Genomic DNA, 19,115 nt, shown 5'->3' on the forward strand with positions numbered 1-19,115 from the left:
TCGCGCTCGATGAAGGCCTTGATGGTGCCGAGCACGGCATCGGCATCGGGATGGCCCAGCTCGCGCACCGCCATGTGCAGGGCGGCGCCGAGCGGGCGACGGATGCCCTGGTCGGGACGGGCCTCGTACTTGCCGGTGCCCCACTTGGCGCGCACAGCCTGGCTGCGCAGGGCGTTGAGCAGCACGGTCTTGCCCACGCCCCGCAGGCCGGTGAGGATGATGGACCGCTCCGGGCGACCCTTGGCCGTGCGCTCCAGCACGACGTCGAAGGTGCGCAGCTGCTCGTCGCGACCGGCCAGCTCCGGCGGACGCTGGCCGGCGCCGGGGGCGTAGGGATTGCGGATCGGGTCCATGATCGCAGTGTATGGACTTGTCTAGGGAAAACCGGAGAAGTGGCTAGCGACGCGCAGAAGGGGGCGGGTTGCGGGGCGGTGCTCGGCTGGATGCGCTTGGTCGAGCCGTTGCTCCCGGGCCCTGGACGCAGGTCGCACCTCGTCGCGGAGTGCCCGCGGGATGGATCGCGGCTCGTCGCGCAGCTTCGCCCCCGGGCGGTGCGGATCGCGGCCGGTCGTGCCGCTTCGCCCCTGTTGCAACAGCCGCGAGGCGCAGCCAGCGGCCGTGATCTGCACGCAAGGGCCGTGATCTGCACTCAACTGCCGTGATCCGGAGCCAGTCGTTGCGGTCCACGGCCAGTCGTGGTGCTCGGAGGCGCGGGGGCCCGGATGGCGGATCGCGGCCGGTCGTGCTGCTTCGCCCCTGTTGCAACAGCCGCGAAGTGCAGCCAGCGGCCGTGATTGGCACGCAAGGGCCGTGATCTGCACTCAACTGCCGTGATCAGGAGCCGGCCGTTGCGGCCCCAGGTCCATCGCCGCGGCGTGAGGGCTCGCGCGCAGGACCACATGAGGAGTTGGGAGGGTGCAGGACCGGGATCTGGTCGGGGCGTCTGCCTGGCCAGTCTGGGGCCGTCAGCCCGATGAGCAGCTTGGCCTGGGCCGGATGGGCTGTGATCAAGGAGGAATTACGACGATTTGTAGGAATTGTCCGGCCCCGGCCTGTCGAACTGCCGGGGCACGGTCCAGAATGGGGCCATGAGCCAGAACGACGCCCGCCCGGTCAGCCGACGCCGCACCCATCCGCTGGTCCTCGCCCTGTTCGGGCTCGGCGCCCTCGTGGTGCTGGTCTCCGTGGCGCTGGCCTGGCGCTACCTCACCCCGTGGTTCGGCACCGCGCCCCGCTGTCTGGCCGAAGCCACCTGCACCCCGGCCGGGGTGGACCGTGGCCTGCGCAATGCGCTGCTGCTGGCTTGTGTGGCGGTGCTGCCGTGGATCATCGCCATGGGCCTCGACGCCGCGACCCGCGCTCCCAGCCCGGCGCGTCGCACCGACTGGTTCGCCATCACCTGCCTGATCGCCGCGCTCAGCCCCTTGGCCGTCTGCCTGGGCTTCCTGGTGATGTACGTGGCGGGTCTGGGTGCCGGCCTGATGGCGGCGCTGGCCGTCCTCCTGCTGCTGGCCCACCTGCTGATCAACCGGATGCCCGACGGGAACAACCCGCTGGTGCGTCGCCTGGTGCTCTGGTTCGGCACCCCGCTGGGCGCCGTGCTGGGTGGCCTGGTGGGCGTGGTCTTCACCCGTCCGGTGCTGCTGGGCGGCATCTGGACCATGCTGGTCTACGCGCTGTTCGCCATCGTCGGTCCCTTCGTGGTGGCTTGGTTCGCCCACCGGATCGGCGGCGACACCAACCGCGCGGCCTGGCGCATCCCGCGTCGCTTCCGCCCCGCCACCGACTGATCCCATCATCGGGGGGACTGGCAGCACCTGTCCCGACTGGTCGGTAGGTCGTAGGGTCGCCGACGTGCCCTCCCTCGCCGACCGACTGCAGCTGCCCACCGCCGCCCTGTTCTGGGGGCTGCAGTTCTCCTTCCTGTCGCCCTCGCTGGGCATCCTGCTGGCCGGCCTGTTCGGGGCTAGTGCCACCCAGATCGGCACCGTGCTGATGGTCTACAACCTGGCGGGTCTGGCCTGCTCGCTGGTGATCCCCACGATGGCCGACCGGCACGGCGACTACCTGCGCCCGCTGGGAACCTGCGCGCTGCTGACCGGCTCGCTGGCCGTGGCCCTGGCGCTGTCCGGCTCCCTGCGGGTGGCCGTGGTGGCACTGGTGCTGCTCGGGGCGCCCGCGAGCGTGGGCGGCACCCTCTTCTTCGCGCACCTGCGCGCCAGTGGCACCGGAACCCGTCGCATGATGGACATCCGCGCCATCATGAGCTTCGCCTGGGTCTTCGGGATGCCCCTGGCCACCTTCGTGCTGGGCCGCTTCGGCCCCCGCGGGCTGCTGGTGAGCCTGGCGCTGGTCGCGGTGATGAACATCGTGAACACCCTGGGGCTGCGCCGCAGTCATGCGGCGGCGCTGGCCCGGGCCGAGGCCGCCGGCCGGTCCAGGCCGCGTCTGGTCACCGTGCCGGCCTCACGACGACTGCTGGCGGTGATGGTGCTGGTCTTCGTGCTGCTGCAGGCCACCAATGTGGCGGCGGTGACGGTGACCTCGCTGCTGGTGACCGAGCGGCTGGAGCTGCGCGTCTTCTGGGCCGGCACCGCGCTGGGCCTGTCCGCCCTGCTGGAGATCCCGGCGCTGATGGCGGTGGGGCGGCTGGCGGAGCGCTACGGCAACAGCGCCCTGCTCTTCAGCGGCTGTCTGGCCGCGGTCGGCTACTACGCCGCGATGTCGCAGGCCCATCTGCCCTGGCAGCTGCTCGTGCTGCAGGTACTGAACGCCTGGGCAGTGGCCGTGGTCAGCGGGGTGGGGCTCACCTGGTTCCAGGAGTCGATCGCGCGGCCGGGGCTGGCGAGCGCCGTCTTCGGCAACACCCGGCTGGTGGGCGCGATCGTCTCGGGCCCCCTGGTGGCCTTCGGCGCGGCCACCTCCCTCGGTTATGCCGGGGTCTTCGCAGCCGCGGCTGTGGTCTGCGCCGTGGTGAGCGCGGTGGTGCTGCTGCTCTGGCTGGTGCGCAGCCGACGGGCCGGGGCTCGTCGAGCACAGTCTGCGGCTGTCTAGGCACAGAGCTAGAGATCCCAAGAAGAGGCGATCAACTGATCAACGCGGTGGCGCGGTTGGCTAGCGTGGAGTCATGAGCGAGCACTTCGCAGGAGATGACCGCAGCAACTTCCAGCGCATGGTCGACGGCGACCTCTACGTCGCCGACGACCCGGAGATCGCCCGTCGGGGGCGCCGGGCCGTCGAGCTCCAGGACGCCTACCACCGTGCCTACGTCGCGGGGGAGAAGGGTGCGCGCGAGATCCTGGCCGACCTGGTGGGGAGCCTGGGGGAGGGGGCCGACGTGAAGCCTCCCCTCTTCGTGGACTACGGGTCGAACCTGCACATCGGCGCGGGCAGCTTCGTGAACTACCACCTGACGGCGCTCGACGTGGCCCGCATCGAGATCGGCCGCGACTGCCAGATCGGCCCCAATGTGCAGCTCCTCACCCCGATCCACCCGCTCGAGCCGCAGGCGCGACGCGACAAGCTGGAGGGCGCCGAGCCGATCACCATCGGCGACAATGTCTGGCTCGGTGGCGGCGTGGTGGTCTGCCCCGGCGTGACCATCGGCGAGAACTCAGTGGTGGGTGCCGGTTCCGTGGTCACCAAGGACATCCCGGCCAATGTGGTGGCCGTGGGCAATCCGGCGCGGGTGCTGCGCGAGCTCTGACCGGCCGCAGGTGCGGCCACAGCTCCATCCCGCACGTCCGAGTCCCGCACTCCGTCCTCCGCGGTGCGCGGCTCGTGGCTGTGAGCCGGACCCCAGGCCCCGTGGCGGGTGACCGTGCGCGAGCGCGGGGCCACCACGGACATCGTGTGTGCATGGGGGTGTGGATGCACATCCCGTCCCGGAGACCACTTCCAGGGGAGCCGCCGATTGTCTCCTCTTGAGCCATCTAGGATGAATCCTAGAAACAGTGAGACAAGGTGATCGACCCGGGCCGGAGCATTGTGGCGACACCCTAGAGGTGTACCCGGCAGGGGGTGGTGAGCCGCTGGGGGTGGTGGATGAATGGTCCCGTCACGGCCGCGGGGGCTGTGGGGATCGGAGAACCACCGTGCTGAAGCACGTCCGAGCAGCCCTGGCCCTGGGGGCGGGCCTGTCCCTGCTGGCCGTCACCGGGTGCAATCCCGCCGGACCGGCTGCCGATCCGGCAGCGCCGAGCGCCAGCCAGGCGCAGGACTTCGCCGGCCCGGCCACCGGTGCGCTGCGCACCAGCGGCTTCAGCCCCTCCGACGAGGTGGGCAAGGCGCGTTCGGACCTGGCGCAGCAGAAGCTCGCCGACGTCACGGTCACCATGGACACCACCGACTTCGACACCCAGAAGTTCGCGGCCCAGGTGGCCTCCGGCTCCGCACCCGACCTGGTCCAGGTGGATCGGGAGATCATCGGAACGCTGGCCGACAAGGGACTCATCGTCCCGCTCGATGCCTGCTACACCCAGCACCAGGTGGAACCCGCCAGCGCTACTACCCGGCCGTCGTGCAGGACGTCACCTACGACCAGAAGGTCTACGGCATCCCGCAGTTCTTCCAGACCAGCCAGCTGCTGGCCAATTCCGAGGTGATGCAGCGTGCCGCCGAGAACGTCCAGGCCCTCACCTGGCTGAAGCAGCTGGTGGACGCCCAGGGCGGCTATGCCAAGGTCAAGTCCTTCAAGGACACCATGGACGTCTTCGGCGACCAGAACCAGTACGTGAAGGACCAGGTGGGCGTGCAGACCTGGGCCCAGTGGTACATCAACGTGCTGGCCAACACCTCCGACAAGGTCTCGGTCGAGGGAGTCCCGCTGCGCGACAAGGACGGCAAGGCCTTCGGCATGGCCGGCGGCAGCGCCTTCGCGGTCACCAAGGCGGCGAAGAATCCCACCGCTGCCTGCGCCTGGGCCCTCGAGGTGACCTCGCCCGAGGCCTGGAAGGCCGCCGGCGACGCCCGGGCCCAGACCGTCGAGCAGAAGAAGGCCATCAACACCGGCCTGTTCACCGGCTCGCCCGAGGCGGACCAAGAGGTGCGCACCAGCCACGTCAAGGCCAGCGGCAAGGCCGACTTCGACCAGCTCATCGAGACCTCCTACCAGGCGCTGGGAAACCCCGTGCCGCTCGGGGCCTCCCCGGTGGGCCAGCAGGTGGACAGCGCGCTCGGCAACGCCGTGATCATCGCGCTGGGTGGCGAGAAGAGTCCGCAGGTCGCGCTGGAGGAGGCCCAGGCCACCGCCATGCGCGCCTGGCAGCAGTCCGTCCTCGGCAAGAAGCTGGGCTGAGTTGGCCACCCGGCGGCCGATGAGCCCGGCCCGGCGTCGCGAGGCGCTGGCCGGGCTGGCCTTCATCTCCCCGTGGATCATCGGCCTGCTGGTCTTCACGGTGATCTCCATGTCCTGGAGCCTCAAGCTGTCCTTCCAGCACTACGACCTGGCCTCCGGCGTCGGGACCCCGGCCGGGATGGACAACTACCGCTTGCTCTTCGAGGACCCCAAGGTGGGCGTGGCCCTGCGCAACACCTTCGTCTACGCCCTGCTGGCCGTCCCGGTGGACCTGGCGCTCGCGCTGGGGCTGGCGTTGCTGCTGGCCGGCGTGCGACGCGGCAAGGGCCTGCTGCGCACCATCTGGTACCTGCCCAAGATGACCCCCAGCGTGGCCACCGCCGCCGTCTTCCTGCTGCTGCTCAACGGCAGCCATGGCGCCATCAACCGTGGTCTGGGGCTGCTCGGGATCCAGGGCCCGCAGTGGCTCTCCGACCCGGCCTGGGTCAAGCCCTCGATCGTGGTGATGGGGCTGTGGGGCGTCGGCGGCTCGATGGTGATCCTGCTGGCCGCGCTGCAGGGCGTCCCGCGTGAGCTCTACGAGGCGGCCATGGTGGACGGCGCCTCCGGCTGGCACCGCTTCCTCCACGTCACGCTGCCGATGATCTCGCCCACCCTGTTCTTCCTGGTGATCACCAACACCATCGCCGCGCTGCAGGTCTTCGACCAGGCCTTCCTGCTCTTCTACCGCGACGGCGGATCCAGTGCGCCGGATGCGGCGCTGTTCTACGGCGTCTACCTGTACCAGCAGGCCTTCCAGCAGTTCGACTTCGGCAGGGCCGCCGCCATGGCCTGGCTGCTCTTCGTGATCATCATGGCCATCACGGCGCTACAGATGAAGGTGGGCAACCGGACCGTCCACTACGGAGGTGGAGCATGAGGCGCTTGTGGCAGGTGCTGCGCTGGGCCGTCGTCGCGGCGGTCTCGGCAGCCTTCCTCTACCCCTTCTGCTGGCTGCTGGCGGCCTCCCTCAAGCCCCGCGGTGAGGTCTTCGACAACCGGCTGGTACCCCGCACCGTGCAGTGGAGCAACTATGCCCAGGTCTGGCGCGAGCTGCCGCTGCTGGACTGGCTGGGCAACTCGATCCTGATCGCCGTGCTCTCGGCCACCCTGGTGACGTTGACCAGCTCGATGGTGGCCTTCGGCTTCGCCTGGTTCCGCTTCCCCGGCCGGGACCTGCTCTTCCGGGTGCTGCTGGCCACCATGATGCTGCCCGGCGCCGTCACCCTGATCCCCAACTACCTGATCTGGAAGCACCTGGGCTGGTTGGGCACCAATGTGCCGCTGTGGGGCGGCACCCTGTTCGGCTCGGCCTTCTACATCTTCCTGATGCGCCAGTTCTTCCTGTCGCTGCCGCGTGACCTGTTCGAGGCCGCCCGGATCGACGGCTGCTCGTCGTGGGGCCTGTTCCGGCGCATCGCGATGCCGCTGGTGCTGCCCAGCGCGATCATCGTCTTCGTCTTCGAGTTCCAGGCCTCCTGGAACAACTTCACCGGCCCGCTGATCTACCTCAACTTCGCCGACCCGCACCAGTACACGGTGCCGCTGGGCATCAGCTATGCCATGACCCAGTACTCGCCCACGGCCGGCGGCCAGGGCGACTACCAGTACGTCATGGTGGCGGCGCTGCTGGTCACCCTGCCGGTGCTGGCGCTCTTCGCGGTGGGCCAGCGCTGGTTCATCGAGGGCATCGCCTCCGGCTCCGTGAAGGGCTGAGCGGGCCGACGGGTCTGCGGCAGGGACAGGTCAGCGCCCCGACGGCCTGACGGGCGATCCGGCGCGGGTGCGGCGCGAGTTCTGAGCCGGCCGGGCATCGGGCCGGCCGGGCGGCGCGGAGCACCGGGCTCGCAATGCTGGTGTGTATGGGGGTGTGGATACACACCTTTTACGACGGGGTGCTCTCCGGAGCCCAGAACGGTTGATCGCGGACTATCAGCTCTTCTAGCTCGTGCGCTAGAGATCAAGACGGACCAATCAACATCGCGGGGTCACGCCGACCAAGGGCGTGGAAGCGCGTCGCCACTGGAGCCGCTCAGGGGCGACGGCGATGAGCCCACATCGTGCCACCCATCAGCAGCACGAAGAGCAGCACCGGGCCGCCGCGCACCAGCAGGTTCGGGCCGTCTTCGGGCTCTGGCTCCGAGCTGCGAGCCGGGCCGGTCGAGGAGCTTGGAGGAAGCACGGACGAGCCGCCGCAGCGGCCGGCATCCGAGGTCGGGGCGGGTCAGCGCCCCATCAGGAAGTCGACGGCCTGGCGGGCGCTCCAGCCGCCGGGGTGCAGCTCCACCAGACGCTTCGCGCCCTCGAGGTCTTGGCCCAGGGTGATGCCCTTGGCCTCGACGTAGCCGTCCTTGCGCTCCTGGCCCAGGCCGATGTTGGCCATCAGGCAGTTGCACAGGCACTTGCGGCCCACGGTGTCCTCCAGCTTTCCGCCCTTCTTGAGGTAGGCGTCCACCGGCTCGGAGGGGCAGCGGTAGCCCACCGTCCCGTTCTCCCGCTTGTAGGGCTGGCGCAGGTAGGACAGGTCGCACAGCCGCGGCCGGGCCTGGTAGACCTCCGGCTCGCTGAGCGTGCCCGGGACCTGGGCGATCTTGAAGGGGAAGCCGGTGGGGGAGGCGCGCGGGTCGTTGCGCACGTCCAGCACCTCGCGCTCCAGCTCGTCGACCATCTGGTCGCGGATGTCGTCGGTGAAGCCGGACTCCTTGGCCAGCGCGAAGACGGTGCCGCACTGCACGCCCACCGCGCCGGCCTCGCGGGCCTCGCGCACCTTCTCCGGCGTCGCCCAGGCGCCGGCCACCCAGAAGGGCGAGCCGACGGCGGCCATCTTGGCCAGGTCGGCCAGGTCGCGGTCGTGGTAGATCGGGTCACCGGCCTCGTCGAGCTCCATCCGGCCGCGCGGCGGGGCGGAGTGGCCACCGGCCACCGGGCCCTCGACGACGAAGCCGAAGGGCTTGATCTTCTCGTCGCGGTTCAGGAAGTTGGCCAGCGAGTGCACCGAGATGATGGCCAGGAAGCGCGGCGTCTCCATCGGCTCCATGGCGAAGCCCAGCACCTCGGCCGGGTCCACGTGCGACCAGACCGGCTCGCCGCCGTCGACGTCGATGTGCACGCCGCCCTCGCGGCCGGCGGACAGGTCGCGCAGCAGCTGCGGGATCTCGCGCGGGATGCCCGCGCCCATCAGCACGTAGTCCACCCCGGCCAGCACCGCGCCCAGCGCCGCCGTCGGGGTGCCCATCTGGATCTTCTCCAGGAAGTTGATGCCCACCAGGCCGTCGTGGCCTTCCTTGGCCAGCCAGACCTCCACGAAGTTCGCCACCACGCACAGCTCGGCGGTGGCCTGGTTCGGCTGGATGGTCAGCGTCTGGTTGGGGCGGTAGGGGGCGCCCTGCCGGCCGCCCTCGCGGTAGTAGCGCTGCCAGATCCGCTCGGCCACCTCGGGCGCCGGGAAGTGGTCCATGGCGCGACGGCAGTGGCCGCCCGGGTCACCGTCCTGCAGCTTGCGGGCCAGCACGGCATCCAGCGCGGTGCCGGAGACGACGCCCAGCTCACCGGCCAGCGAGACCTCACGCGCCAGCTGCCAGGAGGAGACGGCCACGCCCATGCCGCCCTGGATCACGGTGGGAAGTGCTCGTTCGGTCATCGGGGTACCTCCGGGAAGCGGCAGCCGCAACCTACGACTCCGTAACCTACGTTAACGTAGGTTTGTTGGGTCTGCCGGTACGAATTCCCCCAGCAGGGCTCGGATATCTTGGAGGAATCCACAGTCGACGGTGCCCCGGACGGGCACCGGCCCCGGCCCCCTGCGGCCCTGCGAACCCCGTCGAAAGGACCGCCCGTGACGGCCCAGCCCAGCGCACGCCTGAGGGCCGTCGACCTCCGAGCCGGTCGTGCCTGGCTGCTGCCTGCCCTGGTCGGACTCGTGGTGGCCGCCCTCTTCGGCACAGTCAGCCTGGGCCTGCACGCCAACGGCCGCACCGGGATGGACCTGGCGATCTTCGACCAGGCGGTGCGCCACCTGAGCCGCTTCGAGCTGCCGGTCAGCTCCATGAAGTCGCCCGGCATGAACCTGTGGGGAGACCACTTCCACCCGCTGCTGGTGCTGGCCGCGCCCGCCTACTGGTTGTGGGACGACCCGGGCACCCTGCTGCTGGTGCAGGCCGCCTGCCTGGGACTGGGCGCGGCGCTGCTGGCGCACGAGGCCCGACGCCTGCTCGAGGGCCGAACCGGGATCGGCCGGGGAACGGCGCTGCTGGCCGGGCTGGCCGTCGGCTGCAGCTTCGCCGCCAACCCCGGCGTGCAGTACGCCGCCGTCTTCGACTTCCACGAGGTGGCGCTGGGTGTCCCGGTGCTGGCGATGGCCTGCCGCAGCCTGCTGCGCCGCCAGCCGCGCGCCTTCCTGGTCTGGAGCTGCCTGCTGCTGGCCGTCAAGGAGGACACCGGCCTGGTCGTGCTGGGCCTGGCGCTGTCCGCGGTCGTGATGGGCCTGCGCCGGATGGGCTCCCTAGTGGGCGTGCTGGCCGTGGCCTGGAGCGTGCTGGTGCTCAAGGTGGTGCTGCCGGCGCTCTCGCCCACCGGAGCCTGGCTCTATGCCACCGCGGTGCCGGGCATCGGTGGCCAGCTCCACAACGCCGCCTCCGCCTTCTTCGGCTCGGGCGGGCTGAGCCGGGTGCTGCTGGTGCTGCTCGGTTCGGGCCTCTTCCTGGCCCTGGGCTCACCGCTGGTGCTGGCGCTGCTGCCCACCCTGGGCAGCCGGGCGGTCACCGGCAATCCCGCCTACGAGGTGCTCTTCAACCACTACAACCTGTTGCCCTGCGTGGTGCTCGGCTTCGCCATGGTGCACGGCCTGGCCCACCTGCGCCGTCGCCCGGGGCTGCTGCGGGCCGCCTGCTGGCTGCTGCTGGTGCTCGCCCTGGTCAATGTGTGGCTGGGCCCGGCCCGCTCGCAGTACGCCGACCGGATGCCCGAGCCACGACGCCAGGCGCGCGCCCAGCTGCTGGCCCTGGTGCCCGTCGGGGCCTCGGTGGCGGCCGATCCCTACCTGACCCCGCACCTCACCCATGACCACCCGATCACCCAGCAGGTGCGCCCGATCCGCACCGAGCAGGGGGTCCGCTTCCTCGACGACCTGGGCAGGCCCCTGGTGGCGCGCTACCGACTGCTGGACCGCCAGTCCCATGCCAATGGCGACGACCCGGTCTGGGTGGGCCAGGCGTTGGAGCAGTTCCGGGCCCAGAGCTGCCGGCCGCTGGCCGAGCGCGAGGGCTTCGTGCTGCTGGACTGCGGCGCCTGAGCCGCGCTCAGAGCGTCGTGTGCTCCGGGGTGTCCGGCTCGTAGGAGACCTCGGCGAAGACCTCGCGCAGCATCATCCACCACTGGTCCAGCGGGCGCCGGAAGGTGGGGTCCACGTCCTCCATCATGTGCGCCAGCTGGCGGTGGGAGACGTCGCCGCCCACCAGGCCGATGTACCAGGAGGCGTCGGGCGTGCCCTTGGCCCAGCCCTCGTCGAACAGGTCGATGGCCCGCGAGACCAGGCGGGTGGCGTGCAGCCGGTCGAAGGGCGAGGGGGAGCCGCCCTGCTGGATGTGGCCCAGGATCGCCTCGCGCACGTCGTAGCTGCCCTTGCCCTCCTCCTGCAGCAGGCTGGCCAGGAACTTGGTGTCGTAGTGCTCGCTGGCCCGCTCGTTGCGCACCGCCAGGAACAGGCGGCGCCCCTTCTGGAAGGAGCCGCGCAGCCACTCCATGTCGCGGTACAGGTCGCCCAGGCTGATGCCGGTCTCGTGCAGGTAGACCCGCTCGGCGCCACCGGCCAGGCCGCTCATCAGCGCCAGGTAGCCGCAGTAGCGGCCCATGGTCTCCACCACGAAGGAGCGCTTGGTGGCCGAGCCGGACAGCTTGATCCGGTCGATGGCCTCCACGATCACGTTCAGCGCGGTGTCCGCGCCGATCGCCAGCTCCGTGCCGGGCACGTTGTTGTCGATGGTGGCGGGCACGCAGATGATCGGGATCTTGAAGGCGGGATAGCGGTCGCGCTCGGCGTGCAGGGTGTGCGCCGCCTGGTAGGCATTCCAGCCGCCGATCACCATCAGCGCCTCGACATTGGCCTCCTCCAGGGAGCGGCTGATGCCGTACAGGTGCTCCAACGGGGGGATGGTGCGACGGGTGCCCAGCTCGGCGCCGCCGTCGGCCACCCAGCCCTCCACCGCGTCCCAGCCCAGCTCCTCGATCTCGCCGTCGCGCATCCCGACGAAGCCGTTGCGCACGCCCAGCATGGTGTGGCCGCGGCTGATGCCCAGCCGCACCGCGGCCCGGGCCGCGGTGTTCATGCCCGGCGCCAGGCCACCGGCGTGCACCACCGCGATCCGTCGGGCGTCGCTCTCCGGATTCACCCGGGAGGGCTCGGCCATCTCGTGGAAGATGTTGCGCATCTCGGAGAAGGAGCCGCCGCGCAGCCGCATGGCGGCTTCGAAGTCGCCCGCGGCGATCAGCTTCGGCACCTCACGGGTCTGGCTCACCGCCTCCATCAGCGGCACCGGGATCACCCGGTTGCCGCGCAGGCCCATCACCATGCCCTCGCGCTCCGGCCCGGCCGCGAGCACCTCCTTGATCGCGGCATTGCCCAGCCAGGTGGAGGCCCAGCGGTCGTAGGCGCTGGGGGCGCCACCGCGCTGGACATGGCCCAGGATGGTCACCCGGGCGTCCTCGCCCAGCCGCTGCTCCAACGTGGAGCGCACGTACTCGCTGGTGATCGGGTTGCCGGCGCGGTCCTGTGCACCCTCGGCCACCAGCACGATGGAGTCACGCCGTCCCGCGTCGCGGCCGCGCTTCAGCTCGGCGCACATCCGCTCCTCCCAGCCCTCGGCGGGCGGGTTCTCCGGGATCAGGCAGTAGTCGCAGCCACCGGCGATGGCGGCCATCAGCGCCAGGTATCCGCAGTGGCGGCCCATCACCTCCACCACGAAGGAGCGCTGGTGGCTGGCCGCGGTGCTGGCCAGCGCGTCGATGGCGTCGACGATGCGGTGCAGCGCGGTGTCGGCGCCGATGGTCATGTCGGTGCCCACCAGGTCGTTGTCGATGCTGCCCACCAGGCCGGCGATCATCAGCACCGGGTGGGCGTCGGCCTCCGCCTGGCTGATCTCGCCGGTGGTGACCAGCTCGTCCAGCAGCCCGGGCCACTCCTGCCGGAAGGCGTCCAGGCCGGACAGCGACCCGTCGCCGCCGATCACGACGAGCCGGTCGATGCCGTGGTGCATCAGGTTGGCGGCGGCCCGCACCCGGCCGGCGCGCTCCCGGAAGTCCTTGGAGCGGAAGGTGCCGATGATGGTGCCGCCCTTGTGCAGGATGGAGCCGACGTCGTCCCAGTCGAACTTCTTGATCCCGTCGCCGCCGTCGATCATCCCCTGGTAGCCCTCGTAGATGGCATAGGGCTGGGCGCCCAGGCGGATGGCGGTGCGCACCACGGCCCGCACGGCGGCATTCATGCCCTGGGCGTCGCCGCCCGAGGTCAGGATGCCGATCTTGACCGGCTCGGTGCCCTCGGGCTGCTCGGGCGCAATGGGATCAGGGGCGGTCAGGGACTCGTCGGCGCTGCTCACCCCTCCATTCTTGCCCGGCGAGGGCAGCGCGGGGGAGGGCGGGGTGACAGTTGTCTTCGCGAGTTCACCCAGCCACCTGCTGCCGGCGCGACAAGTACGGCGGGGGCGGCACCCCGACGGTGGTCATCGTCTGCCTGCTTGGAATACTGGCCCGACGGGAGAGGAGCACCGATGGGCGGACGCTGGACCAAGGTCGTGGTGGTCGTGCTGGGCATCGCCCTGCTGGCCACCTTCGGGCTGAGCGCCCTGGGCGGACAGGTGGCGCAGACGGCTGACCGGACCGACGTGACGCCGCTGCTGCGCACTTATGACGCCAACTCGGCGCAGTACTGGAACACCGGCAGCTGTGACGATCCGGTGGTGGCGCAGACCCTCAAGGCCTCCCGCGAGGCCTTCGACGGGTACGCCCTGGGCGCGGTGCGGGTCGTCTCCACCGAGCAGGAGACCAGCACCGACGACGGACGGATCCGGGTGAGGGCCGAGGTCCGCACCAGCTGGACGGTCTCGGACGGCAGCGCCAGCAAGGACGGCGGCTCGGTGGACGTGCACCAGCTGGTCTTCGACCAGGGAACCGGCCGGCTGGTCTCCGACGACTTCGTTCAGTAGGAGGGCCCAGACCGGGCGCGGAACTCCGCGATCATCTGTTCGCGCTGCTCGATGGCGCTGAGCACCACCGGCCGGGGGTCCAGCTCGGTGGGCTCCCGGTCCCACTCCACCACCAACAGCTTCTGCTCGGCGCGGGTCTTGGCGCCGGCGAGGCTGTCGGACGACTCCCAGCTGGGCCAGAAGCCCTCCTCCAGCGGGCGGAGCTGGACGTAGAACCACCGGCCCCCGGGCGTCTGCTGGGCCTGCTCGCCCATCTCAACGCCGCCCTCACTGGCGGCCACCTCGTACCAGAAGTCGTAGTCGGCCTCGACGATCAGCACCGGCAGCCAGACCTCGGGCGCATACCGCCAGGCTCCCTGCGCCACCTGCCTCACCACGCTCATGGTTCGAGTCTGGCAGTGCTGGAGGTCGCGCGCAGGACTTTCTGCCCCTCATCAGGGTTGCCGGGAGCGTGCTCAGGGCTGGGGCGAGGACTCGCGGCCCCAGTCCACCGCCACCTTCTGCTCGACGGCCTGGCGCGCCTCGGCCAGGCTCGAGAAGCCAGGGCTGGCCGGCCAGAAGCCCTTCTTCTCCAGGGCGCGCAGCGCGTAGTAGTAGACCCGGCCCTCGGCGTTCAGCCGGGCCTCGCCGTGGCCCAGTTCGGCCCAGACGTCGCGGTCGCTCTCCAGCACCAGGGCCGGCAGCCAGACGCCCGGTGCGTACTCCCAGGCGCCCTGCGCCACCACGGTCACGTCCATGCCCCGATCCTGTCAGACCCGCCGTTCCACGTGGAACGGCCGGGCCCGCGGGGTGGGGGGGGGTGGCTCAGGCGCCGGCGCCCAGCACCTCGTCGACGAAGCACCAGCGCCAGTCCTCGCCGGGCTCGATGGATCGCATCACGGGATGGCCGGTCTCCTCGAAGTGGCGGGTGGAGTGGCGACCCACCGAGGAGTCGCAGCAGCCCACGTGTCCGCAGGTCAGGCAGAGCCGCAGGTGCACCGGGTCGGTGCCCTCCTCGCGACAGCCGGCGCAGTAGCCGGCCGTGCTCGGCTCCACCGCGCAGGGTGCCTGCGCCAGGTGCTCGCAGGGCTCGTCGGGCAGGTTGGGGCGCAGCGGGCTGTCGCGCAGCCTCTCGGCGGCCTCGGTGAAGCGCAGGATGCTCGCCTCCTCGGCGTCGAGTGCCGCGAGCACCCGGCTGAGCACCTCGTGCTCGGCCCGCCCGCTGTCGCGCATCGTCAGCACCTCGGCGCGCTCGCCCGCGATCGCCGCACCGCGGAGCCGTCGCCAGCTCTCGCTGGGCGTCTCCACGTCCGCCTCGGAGCGGCCCAGCCGCTCCCAGACCGAGTTGATGCGTCGCTCGCCCTGCTCCTGCAGCCGGGCCAGGGTGTCCTCGTCGCCGGGGCGGGCCGCCGCCACGGCCGCCCGGTGACCCGCCGCGACGGCGTGCTGGTAGATGGTGGCCTCCTGCAGGGTGTCCTCGCGGGGGTCAGGACCGTGGACGCCGGCCCGCCGCGCCAGCGCCGGCAGGGTGAGCCCCTGGATCAGCAGCGTGCCCAGGGTGACGGCCAGCGCCACCAGGATCAGCACCGAACGGTAGGGGGTCTCGGTGGGCAGGGTGAGCGCCGCCGCCAGTGTCACCACGCCGCGCATGCCCGCCCAGGAGGTGATCAGGCTCTCGCGCGCCGGGGTGGTGGACTGGGTGGGACCGATGTGCACCAGGATCCGGGTGGCGAAGATCCACACCACCCGCAGCACCATCACGGTCAGCAGCACGGCCAGGCAGAGGCCCACCACCTGCTGCCAGCCCAGGTCGCTGCCGCGGGCGTCGTCGACGATGTGGCGCACCTGCAGCCCGATCAGCAGGAAGACCGAGTTCTCCAGCAGGAACTGGATGGTGCTCCAGTTGACCCGCTGGGTGAGCCGGGTCTGGCCCGACTGGATGGTGGGCGACCGGTCACCCAGCACCAGACCTGCCACCACCACGGCCAGCACGCCCGAGCCGTGCAGCTCCTCGGCGGGCACATAGGCGGCGAAGGGGGCCAGCAGGCTGAGCGCGGTGGAGGTCAGCGGGTCGTCGAGCAGCTTGAAGCACAGCCCGATCACCTTGGCCACCAACAGGCCCACGACCACGGCCACCACCACGGCGAGCACGAAGTCGCGCAGCACGTGCGGCACCACCACGGCGGTGCCCATGGCGGCGATCGCGGTACGCAGCGTGACCAGGGCGGTGGCGTCGTTGACCAGGCTCTCCCCCTCCAGCACGGTCACCACGCGACGGGGCAGGCCGATGGAGCGGGCCACGGCGGTGGCGGCCACTGCATCCGGCGGGGCCACGACGGCGCCGATCGCCATGGCGGCGGGCCAGCCGATCCCCAGCATGGCGTTCACCACCGCGGCCACGCCCACGGCGGTGAAGAGCACCAGGCCGATGGACAGCCAGCCGATGGCCGAGATGTTGCGGCGGAAGTCCACCAGGGAGGTGTTGACCGCGGAGGCGTAGAGCAGCGGGGGTAGGGCGCCCACGATGATCAGCTCGGGCGACAGGTGCGGCTCGTGGATGAAGGGCAGGTAGCTGCCCAGCAGGCCCACCAGGATCAGGGCCAGCGGTGCGTTGACGTTGAGGCGTCGCGACAGGGTGGCGACGGCCAGCACCGTGAGGAGGAAGGCGGTGAGGCCGAGCACGAGATGTTCCATGCCGGGCATTGTGTCAGCCGCTGGCTGTGCCCCTGCTGGCGTCCGCGGGGCCGGACGTCCTCCCGGACGGCCGCGGCCGAGACAGCCTCGGCCGCGCCCGGTGCAGGGCCTGGAGCAGGGCTTGGGACGGCTGACTAGCGTGGGGGCAACCGAGGAGAGGAACAGGCGATGGAGCAGGAATCCGACCCCGGCGCGGAAGACCGCGTCTTCACCGACCCCACCGAGGGCCAGGTGGAGCAGTCGGCGCAACGACGCCGGGCCGGCACCGACCAGGGCACGGCCACCGAGGTGGCCGAGATCACGGGCCGCTCCACCACCCGGGGCGGGCGGCCGGGCGCCACCACGGTGCTCGACGTGGACACCGCCAAGATCGTCGCCTTCGAGTTCGAGACCGGCGACGAACTGCGTGAGCACGCCGCCCACCACCCGGTGCTGATCCAGGTGCTGCGTGGCCGGGTGGACTTCGAGCTGCCGGACCGGACCGTGCACCTGGTGCCTGGCCAGGTGCTGCACCTCACCCCGATGCTGCGCCATGCCGTCACGGCCCTGGAGCCCACCACGCTGACCGTGACCATGCTGCTGCCGCACTGACGGCGGCCCGCGGTGCGGCCTCGCGGTGGGCCGGCCGGGCCGGGTGTCCGGAGCCCTCAGACGCGCACCCGCAGCGCGGCCGGCTCCACGCGGAAGTCCATCCGCGAGCACTCGCCCACGGCGTCGCCGTCGAGCTGCACCAGCGCCGGGCGCTTCGAGACCACCGTGAAGCGCCGCCCCGCCTGGTGCAGCACCGAGGGGTGTCCGCCCCGACGCCGGGTGAGGATCATCCACAGCGCCGCCGTCCAGCCCAGCAGGCCGTGGGGCGCGAAGACCAGCAGGTCCAGCTGGTCATCGTCGACGGCGGCCTGCGGCATCAGCATCACGCCGCCCTGCACCTGGCCGCAGTTGCCCACCAGGACGCTACGGGCGTGCTGGCGCCAGCTGCCGGTCGCACTGGTGATCCGCACGTGCAGCCCCTTCGTGGCTACCCGCCGCAGGCCGGACAAGCCATAGGCCAGCCAGCCGATCCGCGCCTTGGTGGCCTCCGAGGCTCCGGCCATGGTCTCCGCGTCCAGGCCCATGCCGCTCATCACCAGGAAGATCTCCTCCGGCTGCGCGTCCAGCCGGACCCATCCCACGTCCACCGCCCGGTCGCTGCCCTCCAGCGCGGCGACGAAGGCCTCGTCCAGCGAGCTGGTGGGCAGGCCCAGGTTCAGCGCCAGCAGGTTGCCGGTGCCGCCGGGCAACAGGCCCAGGCTCGCCCGGCTGCCCAGCAGGCCGTGCGCAACCGAGCGCACCGTCCCGTCGCCGCCCAGGGCGCAGACCAGGCCGGCGCCCTGCTCCAGGGCCTGCCGGGTCTGTCCCCGGCCGGGGTCCTCGGCGCTGGTCTCCAGCCACAGCAGCCGGTGGTCGTGCTCGCTCGCCGTCCTGGACAGGGCCGCGCGCACCGCCTCGACATCATCCAGCTTGGTGGGGTTCGCCACCACGGCCACGGTCTGCATGGACAAACGGTAGTGCTGCCGCAACCCCGCCCACCATGCCGTAGAGGGGGTGCCGTCAGCCGATCGGCAGCCTGACGACCCGGCCTCGCATGCCAGCCGGGCGAGCCGATGACCCGGCCTCGCACGCGAGCCGGGCGAGCCGATGACCCGGCCTCGCACGCGAGCCGGGCGAGCCGATGACCCGGCCTCGCACGCGAGCCGGGCAGGAGCAAGAATGGCGCCATGACCGAAGCGTTGCAGCCCTCACCGGCACAGCTGTGGGACCAGTTGCGCGACCACGACCGCAGCGACCACGACCTGCGCGCCTGGGTGGCCGAACGGGTGCGGCGGCTGGAGGCCGACGCGCAGCGCTCGGCCGACACCCACCTGCTCAAGATGGACCTCCCCTCGGCCTGGGGCATCGACCTCTACGTCAAGGACGAGTCCACCCACACCACCGGCAGCCTGAAGCACCGGCTGGCCCGATCCCTGTTCACCTACGCCCTGGTCAACGGCTGGCTGCGCCCCGGCACCCTGGTGGTGGAGGCCTCCTCCGGCTCGACGGCGGTCAGCGAGGCGCACTTCGCCCGGATGCTGGACCTGCCCTTCGTCGCGGTACTGCCCCGGGGGACCAGCCAGGAGAAGATCCGGCTGATCGAGGCCGAGGGCGGGCGGGTGCACTTCGTGGAGCGCGCCAGCCAGATGTGCACCGAGAGCCGACGCCTGGCGGCCGAGCACGGCGGACACTTCCTGGACCAGTTCACCTACGCGGAGCGGGCCACGGACTGGCGCGGCAACAACAACATCGCGCAGTCGATCTTCCAGCAGATGGCCTTCGAGCCGCACCCGGTGCCGGCCTGGATCGTGGTGGGTGCGGGCACCGGCGGCAGCTCGGCCACCCTGGGCCGCTCATTGCGCTACCACAAGTTCAGCACCCGGCTGTGCGTGGCCGACGTCGAGGGTTCTGCCTTCTACGAGGCCTGGAGCACCGATGACCCGCAGGTCGACACCGGCCGCTCCTCTCGGATCGAGGGGATCGGACGACCTCGGCTGGAACCCAGCTTCGTGGGCAGCGTGGTGGACCGGATGATCAGCGTCCCCGACGAGGCATCTGTGGCGGGCTGCCGTTTCGGTTCGGCCCGGCTGGGCCGCCGGGTGGGGGCCTCCACCGGCACGAACCTGGTGGCCGTGGCCCGGCTGGTCACCGAGATGCGCCAGCGCGGCGAGCAGGGCAGCATCGTCACCCTGCTCTGCGACGCCGGGGAGCGCTATGCCAACACCTACTTCGACGACGACTGGGTGGCCGCGCAGGGCTGGCAGGTGGCGGGCTGGGTGGCCGCCCTGGAGGCAGCGCTGCCCCCGGCCTGAACCAGTCGGGACACGAAGGACCCCCGC

The 19,115-nt window shown here is 71.2% G+C and carries 19 protein-coding genes; 11 read left to right on the forward strand and 8 right to left on the reverse strand.

What is annotated here, in order from left to right:
- A partial coding sequence (locus tag ABD073_RS04020) for an ATP-binding protein (RefSeq protein ID WP_343872544.1) occupies positions 1 to 353 on the reverse strand: 353 nt, incomplete at its 3' end.
- Between the two features lie 735 nt (positions 354 to 1,088).
- On the opposite strand from ABD073_RS04020, the gene ABD073_RS04025 reads away from it, so the two are divergent.
- The 7 genes from ABD073_RS04025 (at position 1,089) to ABD073_RS04055 (ending at position 7,051) form a co-directional block, all read left to right on the forward strand.
- Positions 1,089 to 1,790: a hypothetical protein gene (locus ABD073_RS04025; RefSeq protein WP_343872545.1), complete on the forward strand. Its 702-nt coding sequence runs from the start codon at positions 1,089 to 1,091 to the stop codon at positions 1,788 to 1,790.
- 64 nt (positions 1,791 to 1,854) lie between these two features.
- Complete coding sequence (locus tag ABD073_RS04030) at positions 1,855 to 3,054, forward strand: MFS transporter (protein WP_343872546.1); 1,200 nt, start codon at positions 1,855 to 1,857, stop codon at positions 3,052 to 3,054.
- A 73-nt stretch (positions 3,055 to 3,127) separates the two neighbouring features.
- A complete protein-coding gene (locus ABD073_RS04035) occupies positions 3,128 to 3,706 on the forward strand; it encodes a sugar O-acetyltransferase (RefSeq protein ID WP_343872547.1) in 579 nt (192 codons plus the stop codon).
- 388 nt (positions 3,707 to 4,094) lie between these two features.
- Positions 4,095 to 4,604, forward strand: coding sequence for a hypothetical protein (locus ABD073_RS04040; RefSeq protein ID WP_343872549.1), 510 nt, complete (start codon positions 4,095 to 4,097; stop codon positions 4,602 to 4,604).
- A complete protein-coding gene (locus ABD073_RS04045) occupies positions 4,520 to 5,296 on the forward strand; it encodes a type 2 periplasmic-binding domain-containing protein (protein ID WP_343872550.1) in 777 nt (258 codons plus the stop codon). Before ABD073_RS04040 ends, ABD073_RS04045 begins: the two co-directional genes overlap by 85 nt.
- Position 5,297: 1 nt before the next feature.
- Positions 5,298 to 6,215 carry a carbohydrate ABC transporter permease gene (locus ABD073_RS04050; protein WP_343872551.1) on the forward strand — a complete coding sequence of 306 codons (918 nt, stop codon included), beginning with the start codon at positions 5,298 to 5,300 and terminating at the stop codon, positions 6,213 to 6,215.
- The gene (locus ABD073_RS04055; protein WP_343872553.1) at positions 6,212 to 7,051 is read left to right on the forward strand and encodes a carbohydrate ABC transporter permease; all 840 of its coding nucleotides are present in this window, start codon (positions 6,212 to 6,214) and stop codon (positions 7,049 to 7,051) included. The genes ABD073_RS04050 and ABD073_RS04055 overlap by 4 nt, the downstream gene beginning before the upstream one ends.
- 316 nt (positions 7,052 to 7,367) lie before the next feature.
- Here the strand turns inward: ABD073_RS04055 and ABD073_RS04060 are convergent, their stop codons facing one another.
- The gene (locus ABD073_RS04060) at positions 7,368 to 7,517 is read right to left on the reverse strand and encodes a hypothetical protein (RefSeq protein ID WP_343872554.1); all 150 of its coding nucleotides are present in this window, start codon (positions 7,515 to 7,517) and stop codon (positions 7,368 to 7,370) included.
- 42 nt (positions 7,518 to 7,559) lie between these two features.
- Entirely contained in the window at positions 7,560 to 8,975 is a 1,416-nt protein-coding gene (locus tag ABD073_RS04065; protein ID WP_343872555.1) for a beta/alpha barrel domain-containing protein, read from the reverse strand.
- A 195-nt stretch (positions 8,976 to 9,170) separates the two neighbouring features.
- Between ABD073_RS04065 and ABD073_RS04070 the strand changes: the two genes are divergently transcribed.
- Entirely contained in the window at positions 9,171 to 10,625 is a 1,455-nt protein-coding gene (locus ABD073_RS04070; RefSeq protein ID WP_343872556.1) for a DUF2079 domain-containing protein, read from the forward strand.
- A 7-nt stretch (positions 10,626 to 10,632) separates the two neighbouring features.
- Here ABD073_RS04070 and ABD073_RS04075 read toward each other — a convergent pair whose 3' ends face one another.
- Positions 10,633 to 12,927 carry a 6-phosphofructokinase gene (locus ABD073_RS04075; RefSeq protein ID WP_417498563.1) on the reverse strand — a complete coding sequence of 765 codons (2,295 nt, stop codon included), beginning with the start codon at positions 12,925 to 12,927 and terminating at the stop codon, positions 10,633 to 10,635.
- 171 nt (positions 12,928 to 13,098) lie between these two features.
- On the opposite strand from ABD073_RS04075, the gene ABD073_RS04080 reads away from it, so the two are divergent.
- Entirely contained in the window at positions 13,099 to 13,533 is a 435-nt protein-coding gene (locus tag ABD073_RS04080; RefSeq protein ID WP_343872557.1) for a hypothetical protein, read from the forward strand.
- On the opposite strand, the gene ABD073_RS04085 is transcribed toward ABD073_RS04080, so the two are convergent.
- From ABD073_RS04085 to ABD073_RS04095, 3 genes are all read right to left on the reverse strand, one after another.
- Complete coding sequence (locus ABD073_RS04085; protein ID WP_343872558.1) at positions 13,527 to 13,916, reverse strand: hypothetical protein; 390 nt, start codon at positions 13,914 to 13,916, stop codon at positions 13,527 to 13,529. The two genes, ABD073_RS04080 and ABD073_RS04085, sit on opposite strands and share 7 nt — an antisense overlap.
- 72 nt (positions 13,917 to 13,988) lie before the next feature.
- A complete protein-coding gene (locus ABD073_RS04090; RefSeq protein ID WP_343872559.1) occupies positions 13,989 to 14,270 on the reverse strand; it encodes a hypothetical protein in 282 nt (93 codons plus the stop codon).
- 67 nt (positions 14,271 to 14,337) lie between these two features.
- Positions 14,338 to 16,206 carry a Na+/H+ antiporter gene (locus ABD073_RS04095; RefSeq protein ID WP_343872560.1) on the reverse strand — a complete coding sequence of 623 codons (1,869 nt, stop codon included), beginning with the start codon at positions 16,204 to 16,206 and terminating at the stop codon, positions 14,338 to 14,340.
- A gap of 168 nt (positions 16,207 to 16,374) precedes the next feature.
- Between ABD073_RS04095 and ABD073_RS04100 the strand changes: the two genes are divergently transcribed.
- Entirely contained in the window at positions 16,375 to 16,797 is a 423-nt protein-coding gene (locus tag ABD073_RS04100) for a cupin domain-containing protein (protein ID WP_343872561.1), read from the forward strand.
- Between the two features lie 56 nt (positions 16,798 to 16,853).
- Here ABD073_RS04100 and ABD073_RS04105 read toward each other — a convergent pair whose 3' ends face one another.
- On the reverse strand, positions 16,854 to 17,741 hold the full coding sequence (locus ABD073_RS04105; RefSeq protein ID WP_343872562.1) for a diacylglycerol/lipid kinase family protein: 888 nt from the start codon (positions 17,739 to 17,741) through the stop codon (positions 16,854 to 16,856).
- Positions 17,742 to 17,963: 222 nt separating this feature from the next.
- On the opposite strand from ABD073_RS04105, the gene ABD073_RS04110 reads away from it, so the two are divergent.
- Positions 17,964 to 19,088, forward strand: coding sequence for a PLP-dependent cysteine synthase family protein (locus tag ABD073_RS04110; protein WP_343872563.1), 1,125 nt, complete (start codon positions 17,964 to 17,966; stop codon positions 19,086 to 19,088).
- The last annotated feature ends 27 nt before the right edge of the window (positions 19,089 to 19,115 follow it).

Origin of the sequence: Luteococcus peritonei (assembly GCF_039526385.1) — a bacterium.
Taxonomy (GTDB): domain Bacteria; phylum Actinomycetota; class Actinomycetes; order Propionibacteriales; family Propionibacteriaceae; genus Luteococcus; species Luteococcus peritonei.